The 21714-nt window shown below is 72.2% G+C and carries 13 protein-coding genes; 5 read left to right on the forward strand and 8 right to left on the reverse strand.

The features are described from left to right. Genes ACFWXC_RS03700 through ACFWXC_RS03710 form a run of 3 tightly spaced genes read left to right on the forward strand, consistent with a single transcriptional unit; the run spans nt 1 to nt 3116 of the window. Nucleotides 1–1404, forward strand: coding sequence for a glutamine synthetase (locus tag ACFWXC_RS03700; protein ID WP_384472417.1), 1404 nt, complete (start codon nt 1–3; stop codon nt 1402–1404). Next, nucleotides 1404–2546, forward strand: coding sequence for an amidohydrolase family protein (locus tag ACFWXC_RS03705; RefSeq protein ID WP_384472420.1), 1143 nt, complete (start codon nt 1404–1406; stop codon nt 2544–2546). The genes ACFWXC_RS03700 and ACFWXC_RS03705 overlap by 1 nt, the downstream gene beginning before the upstream one ends. Nucleotides 2547–2588: 42 nt before the next feature. Next, nucleotides 2589–3116, forward strand: coding sequence for an NUDIX hydrolase family protein (locus ACFWXC_RS03710; RefSeq protein WP_384472546.1), 528 nt, complete (start codon nt 2589–2591; stop codon nt 3114–3116). 27 nt (nt 3117–3143) lie between these two features. Here the strand turns inward: ACFWXC_RS03710 and ACFWXC_RS03715 are convergent, their stop codons facing one another. The 3 genes from ACFWXC_RS03715 to ACFWXC_RS03725 form a co-directional block, all read right to left on the reverse strand. After that, nucleotides 3144–3656, reverse strand: coding sequence for a PadR family transcriptional regulator (locus tag ACFWXC_RS03715; RefSeq protein ID WP_384472423.1), 513 nt, complete (start codon nt 3654–3656; stop codon nt 3144–3146). Between the two features lie 82 nt (nt 3657–3738). Beyond that, the gene (locus ACFWXC_RS03720) at nt 3739–5901 is read right to left on the reverse strand and encodes a SpoIIE family protein phosphatase (protein WP_384472426.1); all 2163 of its coding nucleotides are present in this window, start codon (nt 5899–5901) and stop codon (nt 3739–3741) included. A gap of 65 nt (nt 5902–5966) precedes the next feature. Beyond that, entirely contained in the window at nt 5967–6875 is a 909-nt protein-coding gene (locus tag ACFWXC_RS03725) for a TIGR01777 family oxidoreductase (RefSeq protein WP_384472429.1), read from the reverse strand. A 131-nt stretch (nt 6876–7006) separates the two neighbouring features. Here ACFWXC_RS03725 and ACFWXC_RS03730 point away from each other — a divergent pair, with 131 nt between their 5' ends. Then, the gene (locus ACFWXC_RS03730) at nt 7007–7594 is read left to right on the forward strand and encodes a muconolactone Delta-isomerase family protein (protein ID WP_384472432.1); all 588 of its coding nucleotides are present in this window, start codon (nt 7007–7009) and stop codon (nt 7592–7594) included. Between the two features lie 121 nt (nt 7595–7715). Here ACFWXC_RS03730 and ACFWXC_RS03735 read toward each other — a convergent pair whose 3' ends face one another. Continuing rightward, nucleotides 7716–9491, reverse strand: a complete 1776-nt coding sequence (locus ACFWXC_RS03735) for a tannase/feruloyl esterase family alpha/beta hydrolase (protein ID WP_384472435.1) — start codon at nt 9489–9491, stop codon at nt 7716–7718. Between the two features lie 486 nt (nt 9492–9977). Then, complete coding sequence (locus tag ACFWXC_RS03740) at nt 9978–10184, reverse strand: MbtH family protein (protein ID WP_384472438.1); 207 nt, start codon at nt 10182–10184, stop codon at nt 9978–9980. Nucleotides 10185–10292: 108 nt separating this feature from the next. On the opposite strand from ACFWXC_RS03740, the gene ACFWXC_RS03745 reads away from it, so the two are divergent. Continuing rightward, nucleotides 10293–11522: a cytochrome P450 gene (locus ACFWXC_RS03745; RefSeq protein WP_384472441.1), complete on the forward strand. Its 1230-nt coding sequence runs from the start codon at nt 10293–10295 to the stop codon at nt 11520–11522. A gap of 20 nt (nt 11523–11542) precedes the next feature. Here ACFWXC_RS03745 and ACFWXC_RS03750 read toward each other — a convergent pair whose 3' ends face one another. Genes ACFWXC_RS03750 through ACFWXC_RS03760 form a run of 3 tightly spaced genes read right to left on the reverse strand, consistent with a single transcriptional unit; the run spans nt 11543 to nt 21701 of the window. Further along, entirely contained in the window at nt 11543–11773 is a 231-nt protein-coding gene (locus tag ACFWXC_RS03750) for an acyl carrier protein (RefSeq protein WP_384472444.1), read from the reverse strand. Further along, a complete protein-coding gene (locus ACFWXC_RS03755; protein ID WP_384472448.1) occupies nt 11770–18675 on the reverse strand; it encodes a MupA/Atu3671 family FMN-dependent luciferase-like monooxygenase in 6906 nt (2301 codons plus the stop codon). Before ACFWXC_RS03755 ends, ACFWXC_RS03750 begins: the two co-directional genes overlap by 4 nt. Beyond that, entirely contained in the window at nt 18672–21701 is a 3030-nt protein-coding gene (locus ACFWXC_RS03760; protein ID WP_384472451.1) for a type I polyketide synthase, read from the reverse strand. Before ACFWXC_RS03760 ends, ACFWXC_RS03755 begins: the two co-directional genes overlap by 4 nt. Nucleotides 21702–21714: the final 13 nt, after the last annotated feature.

The raw sequence follows: 21714 nt of genomic DNA on the forward strand, positions 1-21714 counted from the left end.
ATGCCACCCCTTGTCGACCCCGTGCCCGGCGGGCGCCCCGGTGATCTCGCCCGGGCGCATGCCCTCGCCCATGAGCTGTCCGCGCAGGGCGTGCGCGCGATCGTGCTGGCCTATGTGGACACCGCCGGGATCTGCCGGGTGAAGACGGTCCCCTGGCAGCGGCTCCAGCAGGCGGTGGCGTGGGGCGTCGGCATGTCCCCGGTGTTCGACACCTTCCTGGCGAACGACGCGATCGTCCGCACCGACGTCCTCGGCTCGCCCGACGGCGATCTGCGCCTCTACCCGGATCTGGACCGGCTGGTGGTGCTGGCCGCGCAGCCCGGCTGGGCCTGGGCCCCCGTCGACCGGATCACCCAGGAGGGAGACCGGCACCCGGGGTGCAGCCGCACCTTCCTGCGCCGGACCGTCACCGACGCCGAGGACCGGCTCGGCCTCACCTTCAAGGCGGGCGTCGAGATCGAGTGGGCGCTGGGCCGGGCCGCCGCACCGGCCGACGAGTTCGCCCCGGCGACCCAGGGCCCGGCGTACGGCGCCGCCCGGCAGGTCGAGCTGAGCGACTACGCCGCCGACCTGCTCGCGGCCCTGGACGCCCAGCAGGTGCCGGTCGCCCAGTTCCACCCCGAGTACGCCCCCGGCCAGTTCGAGCTCTCCACCGACGCCCTGGATCCGGTGTCGGCGGCCGACCAGAGCGTGCTGGTACGGCAGACCATCCGCGCGGTCTCGCAGCGGCACGGCCTGCGGGCCTCCTTCTCCCCGGCCGTCACCGAGCGGGGCGTCGGCAACGGCGGCCACCTCCATCTCTCCGCCTGGCGCCACGGGGTCAATCTGCACGCCGGGGGCGACGGCCGGTACGGCATGACGGGCGAGGCCGAGTCCTTCGTGGCCGGGCTGCTGACCCATCTGCCCGGACTGACGGCGGTGATCGCGCCGAGCCCGGCCAGCTATCTGCGGCTCAAACCCTCCCAGTGGGCGGGGGCGTTCACGGCCTGGGGCCGGGAGACCCGGGAGACCGGCGTCCGGGTCATCACCGGCACGAGGGGCCACCAGAACCAGGACGCCAATCTGGAGATCAAACCGGCCGACCTGGCCGCCAACCCGTATCTCGCCCTCGGCTGCGTCATCGCCGCGGGACTCGACGGGTTCGTCTCGGGCGCGGCCCTCCCCGAGGAGGTCGTCGACGACCCGGCCCGGCTGATCCCGGACGAGGCGGTGGCCCGGGGCGTACGACGGCTGCCGACCTCGCTGGCGCAGGCCGTGGACGCGTTCCGTGAGGACAAGGTGCTGTGCACGGCCCTCGGCCCGGTCCTCGCGGACGCGGTGGTCGCCGTACGCGAAGGCGAGACTGCGGCCGTCGCCGGGCTCGACGACACCGGGGTGGCGGCGGCCTACCGCTGGAAGTACTGATGGCGGGACCGATCCGGGAAGCCCTCGACACGCTCCCCCTCGTCGACCACCACTGCCACGGCGCGGTCACCGCCGACCTCGGCCCGGCGGACTTCGAGTCGCTGCTGACGGAGGGCGCGGCCTGGCCGGGCGTGTCGCCGTTCGACAGTCCGGTCGGCGTGGCCGTCCGACGGCACTGCGCACCCCTGCTCGACCTGGACCGGCACGCGCCCGCCGCCGACTACCTGGCGCGCCGCGCCGAACTGGGCTGGCAGGAGGTCAACCGCCGGTTCCTGGAAGCCGCGCGCGTGGAGACGTTCTGCGTGGACACCGGCTACGCCCCGCATCCGGTCACCTCGCCCGCCGACCTCGCGGACGCGTCCGGCGCCGCCGCCTACGAGGTGGTCCGGCTGGAGAGCATCGCCGAGGAGGTGGCCACCCGGGGCATCGACGCCGGCGACTACGCGGCCGCGTTCCGGGCGGCGGCCGAGGAGGCGGTACGGCGGCCGGGGGTGATCGCGGTCAAGTCGGTCGCCGCCTACCGCACCGGCTTCGACCTGGATCCGGCGCGGCCGACGTACTCCGAGGTGACCCGGGCGGCCGCGCTGTGGTTCGCTCGGGGCGGCCAGCTCACGGATCCGGTGCTGATGCGCCATCTCCTGTGGACCGCCGTGGCGCTCGGGCTGCCGCTCCAACTCCACGCCGGTTTCGGGGACTCGGACCTGCGACTGCACCTGGCGGACCCGGCCCTGCTCACCGACTGGCTGCGGCTGACCGCCGGCACCGTCCCGGTACTGCTGCTGCACTGCTGGCCGTACCAGCGCCAAGCCGCCTATCTGGCCACGGTGTTCGAGCATGTGCACCTCGACGTCGGGCTCGCCCTGCACTATGTGGGCCCGGCCCGGGCGGGTTCGGTACTGGCGGAGGCGATGGAGATCACCCCGTTCCGCAAACTGCTGTACAGCTCGGACGCTTATGGTGTGTCCGAGTTCCACCATCTCGGCGCCCTGTCCTTCCGGCAGGGGCTGGCCGGACTGCTCCAGGAGCGGGTGGACGCCGACGAACTGAGCTCCGCCGACGCAGTGAGGATCGCCGCCTGGACAGGACGCGACAACGCCCGTCGCCTCTACGGACTTCCCGTATCGGACCCCGGCCGCGACTGAGCGCGCGCCCCACCCGGAAAGTATGATCAAGCAATGTCTGACATGACCGAAACCACGCCCGGTTGGCTGTCCTCCGACGAGCTGGAGATGGCTCGCGCCCGTATGCCGATCCTGTACGTGGAGGCCGTGCCCGTACGTGTGGACGACAGCGGCGAAGTCACCAGCATCGGACTGCTGCTCCGCATCGGCCCGGACGGAACGGTCAGCCGGACCCTCGTCTCCGGCCGTGTCCTGCACCACGAGCGGGTCCGCGACGCTCTGTTGCGCCACCTGGAGAAGGATCTCGGCCCGGTCGCCCTGCCCCGGGTGCCGGCCTCCCTGCAGCCGTTCACGGTGGCCGAGTACTTCCCGACGCTGGGCGTCACGCCGTACCACGACCCGCGTCAGCACGCGGTGTCGCTGGCCTACATCGTGCCGGTGACCGGTGACTGCCGGCCCCGCCAGGACGCCCTGGACCTGGTGTGGTTCAGCCCGCGGGATGCGGTGTCCGAGGCCGTGCAGAGCGAGATGCCCGGCGGTCACGGTGTGCTGCTGAAGCAGGCCCTGGCGCATGTGGGGTGCGTGGCCTGAGGACGGCCGGGGTGCCGCCGACACCGCTCAGCCGAGCTGTTCGGCGGCCCAGTGGGCCCAGTCGCGTTCCATCTCGGCCCGGCGCAGGCCGTATTCGAGGGCGATCCGGCCGTTGACGGTGAGCGGTCCGGCCTCGTCCGCCGGCCCGGTTCCCAGTTCCGTGAGCCGCCGGTGGTCGGCCGCGGCCCGCTCCGCCCGCTCGGCGAGGACCGCGCGGGCCTGTTCGTCCGTCGCCAGGTCCAGGAAGAACACCTTGAGCAGCGGTTCGCTGCGGCGCGGCTGCCGTCGCGTCGGCGTGACCAGCCAGGCGCGCAGTTCTCGGAGCCCCCGCTCGGTGACCGTGTACTCCTTGCGCCGGCGCGGCCCCTCCGCCGAGACGCCGACCAGCCCGGCCGCCGCCAGCCGGTTCAGCTCCCCGTACAACTGGCTCTGGGTGGCCGGCCAGACATGGGCCAGCGAGGTGTCGAAGAGCTTCAGCAGGTCGTAGCCGCTGGCGGGCCGGTCGGCCAGGAGACCGAGGAGTGCGTGGCGAAGGCTCATGCCTTCACGGTAGCTCCACATTGACAGGTCAACTAATACCTCTCACCTCCAACATGTCAGCATTGGAATATCGGCGACCCGCTCAGGAAGCGGCGCCGACCCGGCTGGTGACGTTCGGGATGTCCTGCTCGGCCCAGATGCACTTGGAGTCGCTGAGGTAGCGGGCGCCCCAGCGCCGGGACATGGCGGCGACCAGCTGGAGGCCGCGGCCGCCCTCGTCGGTGTAGGTGGCGTGCCGGATGCGCGGGGTGCTGAGGCTGCCGTCGTAGACCTCGCAGGTCAGGATGCGGCTGCGCAGCAGCCGCATCCGCATGGGGCCCCTGGCGTGCCGGACGACGTTGCCGACCAGCTCGCTCACCAGGAGTTCGGTGGTCGTCGTCAGCTCGTCCAGGCCCCAGCGGCCGAGCTGGACGCGGACGAACTCACGGGCCTGGCCCGCGGCCCGGGGATCGTCGGGCAGGCCGAAGGAGGCGATGTCGGCGGCGGGCATGGCCCGGGTATGGGCGATCAGCAGGGCCGCGTCGTCGGTGGTCTGCCCCCGGTCGGGCAGCAGCTCCGATACGACCGTGTCGCACAGCTCCTCCAGACCCCGGACGTCCTTCTCCTGGTCGGTGCCGGTGAAGCGGGCGGGGCCGACGCCGGCTCCGGCCAGGACGCGCAGCAGCCGGGCCAGCCCCTGTTCGGCGTCCTGCGCGGCCGACTCGATCAGCCCGTCGGTGCACAGGACGACCAGACTCCCGTCCGGCAGCGGCAGCCCGTGCGCCGCGAACGGCGGGGTGGCGGCGCCGAGCGGCGGATCGGGGCTGGTGACGGGGCTGTGCACGGTGCCGTCGGGATACACGAAGACCGGCGGCGGGTGACCGGCCACGGAGTAACTGCACCGGCGGCCCGCCGGGTCGTAGACGGCGTACAGGCAAGTGGCGTAGAAGTCCTCGCCCAGGTCGCTGACCAGGTCGTTGAGGTGGCTCAGCAGTTCGTCGGGGGCCATGTCGAGGTCGGCGAGGGTGCGTACGGCGGTGCGCAGCCGGCCCATGGTGGCCGCCTCGGCGATGCCGTGGCCCATCACGTCGCCGATCACCATGGCGACCCGGCCGGCGGAGAGCGGGATCACGTCGAACCAGTCGCCGCCCACCTGCTCGCCCCGGCCCGCCGGCAGATAGCGTGCGGCCGCGACGGCGGTGGGCAGCCGCGGCAGCGCCTGGGGCAGCAGGATGCTCTGCAGCTCCTGGGCGCGGGCGTGCTCCACGTCGTACAGCCGGGCCCGTTCCAGCCCCTGGCCGACCAGGGCGCTGAGCGTGGTCAGCAGGGTGCGCGCGTCCTCGTCGAAGGGGAGCGGCTGGTTGTAGGAGAGGACCGCGACGCCGATGGCGCGCCCGGAGGCGACCAGGGGCAGGAACGCCCAGGCCATCTTCGGCGAGGTCCCCATCAGGATCTTGTCCTTGACCGCCGGATAGCGCTCGTAGATCTCGGCCGGCGACTCCAGGAACAGCGGCTTGTGGGTCCGCAGCACATCGGTGACGGGCATGCCGGCGGTGAGCGGGCCCTCGAACCGCCTCAGGTACTCCAGCGGGTATCCGACCTCGCCGACCCTGGTCAGCCGGCCGTTCTCGAACACGGAGACGACCAGCCCGTCGGCGCCGAACGGCGACAGGACGTGGTCGGCCACGGCCCGTACGACGTCCTGGACGGTCACGGCCTCGGCGAGCGCCGCGGTCAGGTGGGTCGCCTTGGCCGTCCGCACCTGCTCGGGCTCGGGACCGGGACCGGCAGCACGGCGCGGCGGTTGTCCGGGGGCGGATTCCAGGCGCTCGGCGGTCCAGGCCGCCACCGCGCGCAGAAACGACAGCTGTACGTCGTCGGGCTCGCCGCCGCTGTCCCCGGTGAGCACCGAGAGCGCGCCGATCGGTCCCTCGGCGCCGACGAGCGGCAGCGCCACGACGCCGGAGGCGCCCGTCCCCAGGTCGTCCCCGGCCGCCTGGACCAGGACACCGCGCCGCAGGGCACACGCCGGCGGCACGTCCTGTTCCTCCCGCAGCTCCGCCCAGCCCCGCACGGCCTCGGCGGCGACGCCGTCCACCGCTTGCAGGGTCAGCCTGCCGGTGCGCCGGTCCCACCCGTGCAGCAGGGCGCCCACTCCCCCGACGCTCGCCGCCGCCTGCCGAAGAGCCAGCGTCAGCACCCTCGCCCGCGCCCCCGCGGCGGGGGACGGCTCGGATGCGGCCCCCTCCGGACGGTTCGGGCACATAACGACAGGTTAACCCGGGAGGTTGCGGGGACCACCGGGGAGCCGGACGGAGCCGTGCCGGTCGGCTATCCCTTCCGCAGGGCCGCGCGAAGGGCGTCGTCGATGCCGGGCTGCCGGAAGACGAAGCCCGCCTTCAGCAGGCCCGCGGGCACGGCGCGGCAGCTGCCGGTGACCCCCACGGAGAACTCGCCGAGGACGGCCCTCAGCGCGACGGCGGGGACCGCGGCGAGGGTGGGCCGGTGCAGGATCCGGCCCGTCGCACGGGTGATCTCACGGTTCGTCAGCGGTTCGGGGGCCGTGAAGTTGACCGGTCCGGCCATGTCCTCGTGGTCGATCGCGTGGCGGAGCGCGGCGATGTGGTCGGGCAGGGAGATGAAGGGCCAGAACTGGTCGCCGGAACCGAGCCTGCCGCCGAGACCGAACCGGAAGAGCGGGAAGAGCTTGCCCCAGGCACCGCCGTCGGCGGAGACCACCAGGCCGGTACGCGGGTGGACGACCCGGACACCGGCCCGCGCGGCCGGCGCGGCGGCGGCCTCCCAGCCCACGCAGACGGAGGCCAGGAAGTCGCTCCCGGCCGGGTCGGCCTCCGTGACGACGCGGTCGCCGGTGTCGCCGTAGTAGCCGGTGGCCGAGGCCGAGACCAGCACCCGGGGCGGCTCGGCGGCCTCGGCGCAGGCCTCGGCGACGGTGCGCGTCCCCTGGAGACGGCTGAGCCGGATCTGCTGCTTGTACGTCTCGGTCCAGCGCCGGTCGCCGATCCCGGCTCCGGCCAGGTGCACCACGGCGTCGACGCCGTCCAGAACGGCCGGGTCCAGTCGGGCGCCGGGCTCCCAGGAGGCGGATTCGCTGCCGTCGGCCGGCTGCGGGGCGGTCCGGCCGCGGGTCAGACGCAGTACGCGGTGGCCGTCGGCGAGGAGGGAGCGGGTGAGGGCGGAACCGATGAGTCCGGTCGATCCGGTGATCGCGACGCGCATGACGTTCTCCGATGAGCGAATGTTTGAGAGTTCAAACCATCGCTCGCCAGAGTACTCCGGCCGGACGCCGGAGGGGCGCGGGGAACCCGCCGGACCGATCCTGGAGAGGCCGACCACCGAGGAGGGCCGAGATGGAGTACCTGGTCACGATGGTCACCCGGGTGCCGGACGGTACGACGGAGCGGGAGGTGGCCGAGGTCCGGGCACGGGAGGCAGCGCACAGCCGCGAACTCGCCGCGCGGGGGCGCCTGCTGCGGCTGTGGCGTCCCCCGCTGGGGCCGGGTGAATGGCGCTCGATCGGCCTGTTCGACGACGCGGGCCCCGAGGCGCTGGAGCGCACGCTCGCCGCGATGCCGTTGCGCGTCTGGCGGACCGACGAGCCCACCGAGCTCGGCCCGCACCCCGCCGACCCGGGCCCGGGCGAGGTCCCGGTCGCGGCGGACAGCGAGGAGTACCTGGTCACGTACGCCGTGGACGTGCCCTCCGGAAGCGGGGCCGAGAGCCCGGCGGAGTCGAGGCGCGTGCGTGACCTGGCCGCCGAGGGCCATCTGATCCGCCTGTGGACGCTGCCGGGCGGGGGCCGCGCCATCGGCCTGTGGCAGGCGCCCGGGGCCGACCGGCTGCGGGAGATCCTGCGGTCCCTCCCGATGGCCGACCGGCACACGGTCGACACGGTGCCGCTGACCCGCCACCCCAGCGACCCGGCACAGGTGACGTGATCCGGGCGGGCGGTCCGCGGCATGGTGCGTCGGCACCGCCGCGGCCCCCGTCTCCCGCACCGTCGCGACCCCCGTCCGGAACGGGAGCCGCGACGGTGTCACCGCTCGGGACGGTCCGGTGTCAGGACTTGCCCTTGGTGACGAGCCACTTGCCCCCGACCCAGTTGCCGACCGTCTCGTAGCCGGAGCGGAAGGAGCCCAGCCAGTCGAGCTTCAGGCCGGCCTCGGCGGCGGACTTGACGGGGGTGTAGCTGCTCGCGTCGGTGGCCGAGCCGCCCGTGGTGTTCGCGGCGTAGTACGGGAAGGGGTAGACCGGGCGGGACGCGGTGGTGTTCCCGCCGCTGTCGACCGACCTGGTCGTCAGGCTGTCCGGGGCGTCGCCCCGGGTGACCCAGTCGGTGATCGCGGTCAGCGCGTCGAGGGTGTTCGGTCCGTCGCCGCCGCCGCAGTGCGCGACGCCGGGGAGCAGGAACAGTCGGGCGAAGGTCTCGGTGGCCGCCTCGCCGCCCATGACCTTCTCAACTGCCTTGTAGTAGGCCATCGTTCCGACGGCCGGGATGTGCTGGTCGCCCAGCCCGTGCCAGAGGATGAGCTTGCCGCCGGCCTTCTTGAACGCCCTGAGGTCGGGGTCGGTGGCGTCGTACATGCCCTCGTTGGGCCGCATGACCTTCTTGTAGTAGGCGGCCGTGAACTTGATGTCCTTGTACGTCAGGGCCGGCTGCGGGCTGTCGAAGATCTGGTAGCGCAGGGTCTCGCGGACGAAGCCGATGTCACCGGAGGCGCCGGTGGCGGTGGCCGGGGTGATGATGCCGGCCCAGTTCAGCTCGGAGCCGCGCAGCTGGTAGCCCGGGTAGAGCAGCTTGCCGTGCTCGTCGGTCGGGCCCGCGTAGATCCGGCGCAGGGTGGTGACCTGGTCGGCGGTCAGGCAGTAGGCGTCGGACGTCGAGGTCCGGCCGGTCCTGCACTGGATGGTGCCCGGGTCCCAGGTGCAGCTCAGCGGGTCCGCGATGATCCCGTCGGCGGGCGCGTCGCAGCCCTTGAGCACGGCCTTGTGCAGGTCCGCGAGGTCGGCGTTGGTGAGGGTGGCCGGGCCGCCGTCGAGGTAGACGGACTGGGCGGTCCAGGCGTGCGAGAAGGTGTTCAGCGCGGTGAAGTTGTTGGCCGGGGCGCCGGCGATGATGCCGTCGAAGTCGGTCGGGTAGCGCTGGGCCTCGGTGAGGGCCTGGTGGCCGCCCTGGGAGCAGCCGTCGAAGTAGGAGTGGGTCGCCGCCTGCCCGTAGTACTTCTCGATGATGGCCTTGGACGCCTGGACCAGCTCGTGGTCGGACTTGTAGCCGAAGTCGGCACGCAGGGTCGGGTCGGTGGAGAAGAGTCCGCCGCCCACGGAGTGGCCCTCGTCGCTGGACGCGACCGCGAAGGCGCCGCTGGTCAGCGGGACGCAGCCGGCCGAGGCGGGCGCGTTGGTGACGGTGGTGCCGCCGCACAGGCCGCCGCACCCGAGCTGGAGGTAGTTGGCCTGCCAGCCGGTCTCGGGGAGCTTGATCTCGAAGTGGATCTGCGGGGCGATCACGCCCTTCACGTCACAGGCGGCCCAGTTGCCGAGCGTGTTGGCGCTCGCGGCGAGTTCGGCCGCCGAGGTGATCTCGAAGGGAACGCCGGGGACCGCGCTCGCCAGGTCCAGCTGGGCTATCCCGGAGCAGGACATCGCCGGTGCGATACCGGAGGACGTGCCGCTGGCCGTCGTGGCGTTCGCCGAGGTCGAGTCGGCGGCCTGCGCGTCGCCGGTCGCGCCGTAGGCGAGCGCCAGGCTCGCACCGGTCACGAGCGCCACGGTGGCGGCGAGGGTGGCCAGGAAGGCCGCTGACTTCCCCCTGCACCATCGGAACAGCTGAGGCATGCTCGGAACTCCGTTCGATCGCCGGATCGGAAAGCGTGCGGGGCGCCATGACGGCGGGGAGGACCGGCGGGCCGCTCCCCCTCGGCAATAGCTGTACGGCGCAGGAACGTAGCCTTCCGGCAAACTCGGCGCAATACCTGTCGACCAGATTGTTGACGATTTTGTCGTCGAGGACGTCGACCGGCGGACCGGGCCCGTCCTGGCACCGCGGTTCACCAGCGATCAGGACGAGGGCGGCGACAGTAAGGAGTGAGAGCTGGGGGTATTTTCCGGATGTAACAGACTTAGTGGGAGCGTAAGTTGTGTGCAGTAGCCTCCGTCGTGCGGCATCGCGCACACCGTGTGGTCCCCAACCGGTCTCCGCAAAGGGTGCCGAGTCGCCGGTGTCCGACCCTCGCGGCCAGGGAAGGCGCCGGTCACGCCGTGATCGCCGACCGAAACCTCCGCCACAGCCTCACGGCTGTGACAGAGGAACCCGACGGGCTGTCACCCGCCCATGCGGGTACGCAGACTCAAAGGGCGCATGTCGCTCCACACCTCGGCGACGTGGTCCAGGCACTCGGTCTTGGAACCACGCACCCCCGCTTCCCGCCAGCCGAGCGGCAGTTCCCGCCCGGCGGGCCAAATGGAGTACTGCTCTTCGTCGTTGAGGACCACCGTGTAGGTCCGGTCGTCCTCGAGCTCGTCGGACATTCCAGTCTCTCCCTGTCTCATGTCTGTCATATTCAGTAGTGTTCTGGGCACGTCCGTGCCGCCCTGTCGCGCCGGACCAGACCCCGACGCGAAGGACGGACCACCAGCATGCGCCTGGCGGACATCGATCTCCTCGATCCGCTCACCTTCCGCACCGGTCCGCCGCACCAGCTGTTCGCCCAGCTGCGCGCAGAGGCACCCGTGCACCTGCACCACCGGGCGGATGGTCCGCCGTTCTGGGTCCTGACCAGGCACCAGGACGTCGTGCGGGTCGCCCGGGACCCGTTGTCGTTCTCCTCGGCACGCAACGGCGCGTTCCTGGACGAGCAGCCCGCGGCGGTACGGCAGGGACCGGAGCAGACGACCCTGGTGAACCTCGATCCGCCCGAACACACCCGGTTACGTGCTCTCGTCGGCAGATCGTTCACGCCGTCGGCGGTCGGCACCCTGACTCGCCGGGTTCGAACACTGTGCACCCTGACGCTCGACCGGGTCGCCGAGCGCGGAGAGTGCGACTTCGTGCGTGACATCGCCGCCGAACTCTCCCTGGCGGTCCTTGCCGAGATCGTCGGATTCCCCGACTCGGACGACCGCCGCCGGGTCCACCGGCTCGCCACGCTCCTCGGCGACCCGATGGAGCAGGCGTTTCCGGACGTCACGATGCGCGCCACGATGGAGCTCTTCGAGTTCGCCCATGACCTGGCGGCCTGGCGCAGCCGGGAGCCGGGCGACGACCTGGTGAGTGTCCTGACCATGGCACGCGAGGGCGACGCCCTGACGAGCAGGCAGTTCGAACTCTTCTTCCTCCTGCTCGCGACGGCCGGACACCTGACCACGCAATACCTCATTTCAGGAGCCATGCTGGCTCTCTTCGAGCACCCGGCCCAATGGGTTCGGCTGGTGGACGAACCAGGGCTGCTGGAGACCGGGGTGGAGGAGATGTTGCGCTGGGTTTCGCCCGTCATGCAGTTCCAGCGCACCGCCACCCGCGACGTCGAGATAGGCGGGCAGCGCATCGCCGAGGGCGACCGCGTCGTGCCTTACTACGTCGCCGCCAACCGGGACGAGACGGTGTTCGCCGAACCCGACCGCTTCGACCTCCGGCGTCCGGAGAACCACCACGTGAGCTTCGGCGGAGGTGGACCACACCACTGCCTGGGCAACAACCTGGCGCGCCTGGAGGCACGTGTGCTGTTCGAGGAACTGGCCCGCCGGATGCCCGACCTGGAGCCGGCGGGTCCCCCGGACCTTCTGGGATCGACCTTCGTCAACGGCATCAGATCGATGCCCGTACGGTTCACTCCCACCCGGCCGCTCCGGCTGCGTCCGAGAAACTGACCGTCCCCGTGTGGGCGCCCTCACCCCACGTCCACACCCTTCCCCACCAGGATCCTGCGCGCCGCCCCCAGACTCGTCAGCGCCCGGATCTCAGCGGAGGAGAGGGCCACTCCGTAGACGTCTTCCAGGGCCACCACGATCTGGATCTGCATCATGCTCGTCCAGACGTAGGTGTTGAGCGGGGCCGTGTCCTCCCTCATCTCCGCCTCCGGAAGGTTCAGGACAGTCGCGAAGAGCTCCTCCAGCCTCATCGGGTCGCAGCCTCCCACCAGAACGCGCCGTCAACAGCGGCACCGGGGCGGTCGAAGAGCCAGGTGTGTTCCAAGAACGCTGTCAATTCCTCTCCTTTTTCCGGATGTTCAAGGACGGTGACGTCCGGCCGGGCGGCCCGCACGTCCGCGCAGTGGGCGGCGTCGGCGCTCAGGTAGAGACAGTCGCCGAGGGACGCGCCGCTCGCCTCGCAGGCCGCGTCCAGCGCCAGGGCCGGCGGCCGGCCGTCCGCCCAGACCGTGACGCCGTGGCCGACCGTCCCAGCGGACTCCGGCCCGACGGCATCGGGCGGGGCGCAGACGTACACCGACCGGCCCTGCGCGGCCAGGGCCCGGGCCGCGGCGGTCAGCAGCTCGGTGACGGATTCACCGGGCCCCGACACGAAGGGGGTACCGTCAAGCACGACGGCCTTCGGATAGTCCCCGGCCAGCGCCGACACCTGACGGGCCAGGCAGGTCCCGAGCACCGCGAAGAACTCGGCCGTATACGGGATGCGGCCGGCCTGCTCACTGATCGGATCGCTGAAGTCCCCCACCTCGTACAACTCCAGCATCGGTTCCATGTCGAGGCACACCACCCCCTCGATCGCCGCCAGCCCGGTGAGCAGCCGGGCGCGCCACTCGTCGTCGGCCTCGGCCCACTCGTCGGCCGCCGGGCAGAGGACCACCACGAACGGGGTCGCCCGGCCCTCCTGGAACGCGGCGAGGACCTGCAGGAACTCGCCGACGATTTCGCGCTGAAGGGTGTGGGCGCCGTTCGGGTTGCCCCAGTCCGCGGCCCTGAGCAACACCGCGTTGACGCCGTCCGTGTTGGCGGCCATTGCGCTTGCCGGGTCGAGGAGCTGCTGGAACACCTGGTTGTAGGGCGCGAACTCGACGGCCGGCGGCAGTCCGAGCTGGTCGGCCCAGTAGGTCAGTGACTGCTCCACGGGACCGGCCGTGAACGTGGCACCGACGACGAGCGGCGCTTGCGGACTCTCCTCTCCGTCGTCCACCCGCCGCGCCTCAACGGCGTTCGCCGGCTCCCGCCCACGGTCGGCCGGCGGAAGAGCGCTGATCCTTCTGGACGGTTCCGCCACGACGACCTCGAGCAGTTCCTGGAAGCTTGCCAGGAGCCGTTCCACGGTCGCGGCGTCGAACAGCTCCGTGCTGTAGTCGAGCGTGCCCCGCAGTCCGTCCGGACTGTCCTCCATGGCCATGTTGAGGTCCATGAACACATCGCCCGGGTGGACGTCGAGCGGGGTGACCTCCAACCCACCCAGACTTGGCGACAGCGCCAGATCGTTGGTGTAGACGAACATGACCTGGAACAGGGGATTGTGGGACAGGGTTCGGTCGATACCGAGGTCCGCCACCAGCTTCTCCACCGGCAGGTCCTGGTGGTCGTAGGCGCCGATCACCGTCTCCCGGACTCGTCGCAGCGTCTCCGCGAACGTGGGTTCTCCGCCCAGATCCGTGTGCAGGACGGTGATGTTGGCGAAGAAGCCGATCAGGGACTCCAGCTCGGGGGCGTTGCGACCGCCGACCGGGACGCCCAGCACGATGTGGTCTTCGGCCGACCAGCGGTGCAGGAGCACCATGAAGGACGCCAGCAGGGTGACGAAAACCGTCACGTCCTGCTGGAGGCTCATGGCCTTCAGACCGTCGGACAGCTCCGGCGACAGGGTGAACACCGCTTGCCGGCCTCGATGGGTCGGAATCTCCGCACGCGGACGGTCGTACGGCAGCGCCAGCACGGGCGGAGCACCGGTCAGCGTCCGGCGCCAGTAGTCGAGCTGGCGCTCCACCGCCGGCCCGTCCAGCCAGCTCTGCTGCCAGAGGCTGTAGTCCGCGTACTGGACGGCCGGCTGGGGAAGCGGCGCGAGCCGGCCGGTGCGATGGGCGTCGTAGAGGACCCCGAGTTCGGCGGCCATGACACCGATCGACCAGCTGTCCGCCACGATGTGGTGCGTGGTCAGGAGCAGTACGTGTTCCTGTTCCTCGGTCCGCAGCAGGGTGGTACGCAGCAGGGGGTCCGTTTCGAGGTCGAACAGCAGGCGGGCTTCGCGGTGCGCGAGCTCCAGCATGGTGTCCCGACGAAGGTCCTCCGGCAGGCCGGACAAGTCCACCAGCGGGAGCGGGATGTCCCTCGGCCCGGACGGCGACTGCATCGGGATGCCGTCCACTTCCCGGAAGGAGGTGCGCAGGATCTCGTGGCGGCGGACGATGTCGACGAACGCCCGGCGCAACGCCCACGGAACCAGCTCGCCCGTCAGACGGAGGGCGGCGGACAGGTGGTAGGAGGCCGTGCCGGGATTCATCAGCTCGAAGAACCACATGCGCTGTTGCGCGAAGGACAGCGGCACCGCGCCGTCGCGGTGCACGGGGAGCAACGGCGGTACGGCATCGGCGACCGGTGCGCCGGCGAGCTCGCGCACCCGTGTGGCCAGGTCGGCGACCGTGGCGGACTCGAAGACGGTGCGCAGGGTCACCTCCCTGTCCAGGGCGGCGCGCAGCCGGGAGACCATCTGGATGGCCATCAGGGAGTGGCCGCCCAGTTCGAAGAAGTTGTCGGTGGTCCCCACCCGGTCGACGCTGAGCACGTCCTGCCAGATGGCGGCGATCGCCCGCTCGGTGTCATCGGCGGGGGCGACGTACGCGTGGCCGGTGACGGTGGTGCGGGCCGAGCGCTCGTCGGCCGCGCTGCCCGGGTCGGGCAGGGCGCGGTAGTCCACCTTGCCGCTGGAGTTGAGCGGCAGGGCGTCGAGCCAGATCAGCACGGTGGGCACCGACACCTCGGGGATCCTGCGCAGCAGGGTGGTACGCAGCTCCGTGGGTGAGGGCCGGGCGCCCGCGGCCACGAGATAGGCCACCAGGCGACGGTGGCCGGTGGTGGCGTCGTCGTGCGCGATCACCGCGGCCTGGACGAGTGCGGGGTGTTCGCGCAGGGCGGCTTCGATCTCGCCGAGTTCGATGCGGTGGCCGCCCAGTTTGACCTGCCGGTCGACCCTTCCGAGGAACTCGATCCGTCCGTCGGGGCGCCACCGCACCCGGTCGCCGGTGCGGTACAGGGTGTCGCCGTCGACGAACGGCGACGGGACGAAGCGCTCGGCGGTGAGCTCGGGCCGGTTCAGGTAGCCCCGGGCGACACCGTGTCCGCCGATCCAGAGTTCGCCGGGAACGCCGATCGGGACCGGTACCAGCCGCCCGTCGAGTACGTACACGCGGGTGTTGGCGATCGGCCGGCCGATGGACACCCCGCCGTCCAGGTCGGCCACCGGCCAAGCGGTGGACCAGATCGTGGTCTCGGTGGGTCCGTACATGTTGAGCACCCGGCCCGCGGTGGCGTCGAGCTGTGCGGCCAGCGCGGGCGGCAGCGCCTCGCCGCCGACCACCAGGGTGTCCAGCCGCCGCAGAGCGCGCTCGGTGGCCGGATCGGCCGTGAGGACGCTCGCGAGGGAGGGCGTGCACTGGAGATGGGTGACGCCGTGCCGCTCGATCTGGGCGGCCACGCCGTGGTCCGCCTCCTCGGCGGCTCCCGGTGCGGCGAGGAAGCGGCGCCGGACCTCGTCCAGCAGGGGCAGGGAGGCGAGCACGTCGTCGGCGGGCACGCCGAAGTCGATCAGGCAGGCCAGTTCGTCGACGCCGGTCGCGCGGACGCGCTCGGCCATGGCGGCGCACTCGGCGACCGTCCCCATCATGGCGCCGCCGTCGTAGTACTGCTCGAAGGCGTGGTCCAGCAGGGCCTCGACGTCCTGCTCCGTCGGCTCGCCGTCGATGCCGAGGCTCGGCGCGAGCGAGCGGACCAGCCCGAACGACTGCCGCAGATAGGAGCGGAAGGGCGCGCGGACCGTCTCGCGCACGTCGGCGGAGTCCGAACCGACATAGGTGTGGACCATCAGGACGACATGGCCGGCCCCGTCGTGCCCGGCGGCCCTCCAGGCCGCGCGGTACACCGCGATCTTCTGCTCCAGCTCCTCGAGGTTCTGGCCCAGCAGATGGGTGAGCACCCCGGCTCCGGCCTCACCGGCGGCGCGGAAGGTGTCGGGGCTGCCCGCGGCAGCCAGCCACACCGGCAGCTCCGACCGGACCGGGCGGGGGAACGTGTGCGTCTCGATGTCCTGACCGACGCCGTTGCGGACCGTCACGCCCTCGCCGCGCCAGAGCCTGCGCACCGTCTCGAGGTGTTCGCGGGTGGCCTCCCGACGGCGTTCGAAGACGGCCGGGTCCGGGGCGAGCGCGAAGTCGTCCGCGTGCCACCCGGACGCGAAGGAGAGCCCTACGCGGCCCTTCGACAGGTGGTCGACGACCGCCCACTCCTCGGCGACCCGCGCCGGGTGGTGCAGCGGCAGCACCACGCTGCCGGCCCTGATCTGGATCCGCTCGGTGGCCACGGCGAGCGCGGCGGACGTGACCGAGGGGTTCGGGTACGGGCCGCCGAACGGGGCGAAGTGCCGCTCGGGTGTCCACACCGCGCGGAAGTCGTGGCTGTCGGCGAAGCGGGCCCCGTCGAGCAGCAGCCGGTAGGGGTCGTCGCTGTCACTGCTGACCGCGAAGTAGAACAGGCTGAAGTCGAGGGGCCGCGGCACGGCGGAGCCGCGGGTGACGGCGCCGGGGAGGATGTCACCGTCGTCCTGGACGACGACCGTCCAGCCGTGGGTGAGCGGCCACAGCAGCTCCAGGGCGGCGATGTCGAAGGACAGGCTGGTGACCGCGAGCCAGACGCCGGGGCCGCCGTCGGTGCCGCTGTGGGTGCCGCTGTGGGTGCCGATCACCTCGTCCATCGCCGACAGGAAGTTGGCCAGCGACCGGTGCTCGACCACGACGCCCTTGGGCTGCCCGGTCGAGCCGGAGGTGTAGATCACGTAGGCGGGATCGTCTTCCGCACTCGCGGCCCGCTCCCGGTCCCCGGGCACCGGACGGTCGTCGTCGACCAGGACCACCTGCACCGGGAAGCCGTCGAAGCGGTGGCGCTGGGCCTTCGTGGTGACCACCACGCGGACCCCGGCATCGCTCAGCATGTACGTCAGCCGCTCGGGCGGGAGCGCGGCGTCGACCGGGAGATAGCAGGCGCCGGCCCGGAGCACACCGATCAGGCTCACCACCATCTCCGGTGAGCGCTCGACACAGACGGCGACCGGCGGGCCGGCGACCACCCCGGCCGCGCGCACCCGGGCCGCCAGTTCGTCGGCGGCGGCGTCGAACGCGGCGTAGTCCAGACGCCGGTCGCGGAAGACGACTGCCGGAGCGTGCGGGGTGAGCGCCGCCTGGCGGCGGACGCGTTCGTGGACGGGCTCCCGGGAGTGGTCCCGTGCCGTGGCGTTCCAGAGGCCCAGCGGCAGGCTCTGCTCCTCCTCGTCGAGCAGCGGCAGTGCGCCCACACGCTGTGCGGGGTCGGCCACGACCGCCCGCAGCAGCGTCCGCCAGTGACCGAGGAGGCGGCGCATGGTGCCGGCGTCGAACACCTCGGCGTTGTAGAGGACGGTGGCACGCGGCTCGCCGTCGGAGTCGGTGAACTCCAGGGTCAGATCGAACTCGGTCGCGACCCGGCTGCTGTCCAGCGGCTCGACGGCCAGACCCGGCAGATCCAGGGGTTCGGCCGAAGTGTTCTGCACCACGAACAGCGCCTGGAACAGCGGTGGGCGGACCGGATCGCGGCGCGGCTGGACGGCCTCCACGACCTGCTCGACGGGCACGTCCTGGTGGTCGAAGGCCCCGAGGGCCCCTTCGCGCACCCGCGCGAGCAGCTCGGTGAAGGTGGGGTCGTCGGCCAGATCCGCCCGCAGTACCACGGTGTTGACGAAGAACCCGATCAGGTTCTCCACCTCGGTGCGGGTACGGCCGGCGACGGGCGTACCCACCAGCGTGTCGCTCTCCCCGGTGTACCGGGACAGGAGAACGTGGAAGGCCGCCAGCAGAGCCATGAAGCGGGTCGCGCCCGCACGCCGGCAGAGCCGGTCCAGCCCGGCGATCAGATCGGCGGGCAGGACCAGGGACTCCTGGGCGCCGAGATGACTCGGTGCCGTCGGCCGGGGCCGGTCGGTGGGCAGTTCCAGCAGGGTCGGCGCCCCTGCGAGGCTCCGGGTCCAGTAGCCGAGCCGGTCGTCGGCCGGCCGGGCGCGCTGCCAGACGGCGAAGTCCGCGTACTGGACGGGAAGTTCGGGCAGCCGGGCGTCGGAAGCGGAACCTACGGCGGCGGCCCCTTCGGCTGCGGCCCCTTCGGCCTGGTAGAGGACCGCGATCTCCTTGAGCAGGAGGTCCACCGACCACATGTCCCCGATGATGTGGTGCAGGACCATGAGCAGAACGTGCTCGTCGTCACCGGTGCGCAGCAGAGTCGTTCGGAGCAGCGGACCCGTGCCGAGGTCGAAGGGGCGGGTGCTCTCCGCGCCCATCAGCTCCTCCAGCCGGGCCGCGCGCTCGGACTCGTCGACGGGGGTGAGGTCGACGACGGGCAGTTCCAGGTGCACGTGGTCGTCGATGAACTGCACCGGCTCGTCGTCCTCGACGGCGAATCGGGCGCGCAGGTTCTCGTGCCGGGCGGCGACGACGTTGAAGGCGCGCTCCAGCGCGGCGGGGTCCATTCGCCCGCTGATCCGCCAGGACGCCGTCATGTGGTAGGTGGAGGTGCCGGGGTGGACCTGTTCGAAGAACCACATACGGCGTTGCTGGAAGGACAGCGGCAGCGCCCCGCCCCGCTCGGCGGGTGTGAGGGCGTCGGCGGCGACCGGTCCGGCCGCGGCACGGCGCAGGAGGTCCAGGGCCTCCTCCCGGTGCTCCCGGAGCGCGGTGCGCAGTTCCTCGGTGAACGCCCCCGGCGGGGCGCTGAAACGCAGCTTCTCGCCTTCCGCCCACACCTCGATTCCGGCCTCGCGCAACCGGCGCAGCAGTTCGACGACCTTCACAGCTCCCCCTCTTCGTAGGTCTCGCGGTGCTCCGGGCGCGTACCGGCGAGCCCGCTCAGCGCGACGATCAGGGCCGTCTGCCCGGCCACCGTCGGCTCGGCGAACAGTTCGCGCAGCCGTACCTCCACCCCGAAGCGCTCCCGCAGCCGGGTGGCGAGCCGGGTACCGAGCAGCGAGTGGCCGCCGAGGTCGAAGAAGTTGTCCGACGGCACGACCAGGTCGATACCGAGCAGTTCCGACCAGATCCCGGCGACGAACCGCTGGACGGCGGCGTCGGGTCCGTCGAACGGATCGTCGGCCGCGGCGCAGACGGGTTCCGCCGGCACGGGGGCGGCCGGGGCGGCGGGTGCCGGTGCGGCCGCGTCGAGGGTGGATCCGACGGCCGGCTGCGCCAGCCAGTGGCGCCGCCTCTCGAAGGGGTACCGCGGCAGTTGCGCCGCACGCCGCGGGCGCGGCTGCCACGCCCGCCAGTCGATCTCCACGCCGGCCGCCCAGAGGCTGCCGACGGCCTCCGCCAGGACCTCCGGGTCGGGGCGACGCGAGCGGGGGTGCCGCATCGACGGTACGACGGCCGTCTCCCGCCCCGCGGCGACCGGTCCTGCGAGGGTCGACAGGGTCCTGCCCGGCCCGACCTCCACGAGAGCCGTGTCCCCGGCGTCGAGCAGCGTGCGCAGTCCGTCGGCGAAGCGCACCGGTGCGAGGGTGTGTCCCGCCCAGTACGCCGGGTCCGTGGCCTGCCGGTCGGTGATCCAGCCTCCCGTCACGTTGGAGACGAACGGGATCGCCGGGGGGCGGACCGGCAGGGTGGCGATCAGGTCCCGCAGTTCCCGGGCCGCCTCCGCCATCATCGGCGAGTGGAAGGCCCGCGTGGTGTGCAGGCGCCGTACGCCGACCCCCTCGGCGGCCAGGCGTGCGGCCAGCGTGGTGATCACGTCGTCGGCGCCGGAGAGCGCGCACGAGTCGTCGGCGTTGACCGCCGCGACGGACACCCCGGCGGGCAGTTCGGTCAGCTCCCGGACGGGTAGCTGGACGGCCAGCATGGCGCCGGGGGCGGCCTGCTGCATCCACCGGCCGCGTCGGGCGACCAGCGTCAGCGCGTCCTCCACGGTGAACACCCCGGAAAGACAAGCGGCGGTGTACTCGCCCAGGCTGTGGCCGAGAAGCGCCCGGGGCCGTACGCCCCAGCTCTGCCAGAGCCGGGCCAGGGCGTACTCGACGGCGAACAGGGCCGGCTGGGCGAGCCAGGTCTCGTCCGTGGCCTCGGCCGCCGACGCGTCCGGCGCGAGGACGGCCGCACCCAGGTCCGCGCCGAGTTCGCCGGCGAGGTGGTCACGGCAGCGGTCGAACTCCTCGCGGAAGACCGGCTCGGTCCGGTGCAGGCCGGCCGCCATCCCCGGGTACTGGGCGCCCTGTCCGGGAAGCAGGAACGCGACGGCGGGGGCGACCTCCGGCCGCCGGACGGCACGCGGTCGCCGGGTGCCGTCACCGGTCAGCGCCCGCACGGCGCCGGTGGCGTCCGCGCAGACCACGAAGCGCCGGTACTCGAACGCCTTGCGGCGCAACCGGGTAGTGGCCGCGACGTCCCCGAGATCGGTGTCCGGATGGTCCCTGAGGTGGGCGGCGAGGTCGTCGGTCACCGCCTCCAGGGCGGTGGCCGTACGGGCGGACATCAGCAGCAGGTGCGGGCGGCCCGGCGCGTCCGCCGACGGGTCCGCCAAAGCATCGGCGGGGGGTGCCTCCTCCAGCACGACGTGCGCGTTGGTTCCGCCGATGCCGAAGGAGCTGACCCCGGCGCGGCGGGGCGTGTCCCCGGCGGGCCAGGCGGTGGCTGTGGCGGTGAGCCGGAACGGACTGCTGTCGAGGTTCAGCGCGAGGTTGGGGGTCTCGTAGTGCACGCTCGGCGGCAGCGTCCGGTGCTTCAGCGCGAGCACGGCCTTGATGAGTCCGGCGATGCCGGCCGCGGCGTCGAGGTGTCCGATGCTGCTCTTCACCGACCCGACGGTGCAGTAGCCGACGCGGTCGGTCCTGGCGCGGAACGCCCTGGTCAGTGCGGTGATCTCGGCGGGGTCGCCGAGTGCGGTGGCAGTGCCGTGGGCTTCCACGTAGCCGATCGTGGCGGGGTGGACGCCCGCCACCCGGTGCGCCGCCCGGATGACCTCCGTCTGCCCGGGGATGCTCGGCGCGGTGTAACCGACCTTCCCGGCACCGTCGTTGTTGACCGCGGTGCCCTTGATGACCGCGTGGACGCGGTCGCCGTCGCGCAGGGCGTCGGAGAGCAGCTTGAGCACGACGAGGCCGACGCCGTCGCCGGGGACCGTCCCGCCTGCACGGGCGTCGAAGGCACGGCAGTGCCCGTCCCGGGAGTAGATGCCCTCCTCCTGGTAGAGGTAGCCCTCCCTGCCGGGGAACATCAGCGACACACCGCCGGCCAGCGCGAGGTCGCAGTCACCGCTCAGCAGGCTCTGGCAGGCGACGTGTACCGCCACGAGCGAGGTCGAGCACGCGGTCTGGACACTGACGCTGGGGCCCTTCAGGTCGAGCTTGTAGGAGGTCCGCGTGGTCAGCATGTCCTTCTCGTTGCCGATCACGAGTTCCATGAACTCCGGCAGGTGGGAGAGCTCCCGCAGGGGGCGGGTGAGGTACGTGCCGGTACTGGATCCGCCGTAGACGCCGATCGCCGTGTCCGCCCGCTCCGGGTCCACGCCCGCGTCCTCCAGGGCGTGCCAGGCACACTCCAGGAACAGCCGCTGCTGCGGGTCGGTGGCCGCCGCGTCGCGGGGGCTGAAGCCGAAGAAGCCGGCGTCGAAGAGGTCGGCGCCGTCCAGCACGCCCTTCGCCCGCACATAGCGGGGGTCGTCGACGATCCGGCGCGGGATTCCCTCGGCCAGGAGTTCCTCCTCGGTGAGGGCGCTGATCGCCTCCGTCCCGTCGCGGAGCAGGGTCCAGAACTCCTCGACGCTCCCCGCGCCGGGAAACCGCCCGGCCATACCGATGACCGCGATGTCGGAGCTGTCCGACTGCGTCATGCTCAACTCTCCC

Origin of the sequence: Streptomyces sp. NPDC058683 (genome assembly GCF_042716195.1) — a bacterium.
Taxonomy (GTDB): domain Bacteria; phylum Actinomycetota; class Actinomycetes; order Streptomycetales; family Streptomycetaceae; genus Streptomyces.

Coding starts and splice junctions, on each gene's coding strand:
- ACFWXC_RS03740 (WP_384472438.1), bottom strand. CDS start 10,184: ATGTCCGACGAGCTCGAGGACGACCGGACCTACACGGTGGTCCTCAAC.
- ACFWXC_RS03720 (WP_384472426.1), bottom strand. CDS start 5,901: ATGTGCCCGAACCGTCCGGAGGGGGCCGCATCCGAGCCGTCCCCCGCC.
- ACFWXC_RS03735 (WP_384472435.1), bottom strand. CDS start 9,491: ATGCCTCAGCTGTTCCGATGGTGCAGGGGGAAGTCAGCGGCCTTCCTG.
- ACFWXC_RS03760 (WP_384472451.1), bottom strand. CDS start 21,701: ATGACGCAGTCGGACAGCTCCGACATCGCGGTCATCGGTATGGCCGGG.
- ACFWXC_RS03715 (WP_384472423.1), bottom strand. CDS start 3,656: ATGAGCCTTCGCCACGCACTCCTCGGTCTCCTGGCCGACCGGCCCGCC.
- ACFWXC_RS03730 (WP_384472432.1), top strand. CDS start 7,007: ATGGAGTACCTGGTCACGATGGTCACCCGGGTGCCGGACGGTACGACG.
- ACFWXC_RS03745 (WP_384472441.1), top strand. CDS start 10,293: ATGCGCCTGGCGGACATCGATCTCCTCGATCCGCTCACCTTCCGCACC.
- ACFWXC_RS03725 (WP_384472429.1), bottom strand. CDS start 6,875: ATGCGCGTCGCGATCACCGGATCGACCGGACTCATCGGTTCCGCCCTC.
- ACFWXC_RS03700 (WP_384472417.1), top strand. CDS start 1: ATGCCACCCCTTGTCGACCCCGTGCCCGGCGGGCGCCCCGGTGATCTC.
- ACFWXC_RS03705 (WP_384472420.1), top strand. CDS start 1,404: ATGGCGGGACCGATCCGGGAAGCCCTCGACACGCTCCCCCTCGTCGAC.
- ACFWXC_RS03750 (WP_384472444.1), bottom strand. CDS start 11,773: ATGAGGCTGGAGGAGCTCTTCGCGACTGTCCTGAACCTTCCGGAGGCG.
- ACFWXC_RS03710 (WP_384472546.1), top strand. CDS start 2,589: ATGACCGAAACCACGCCCGGTTGGCTGTCCTCCGACGAGCTGGAGATG.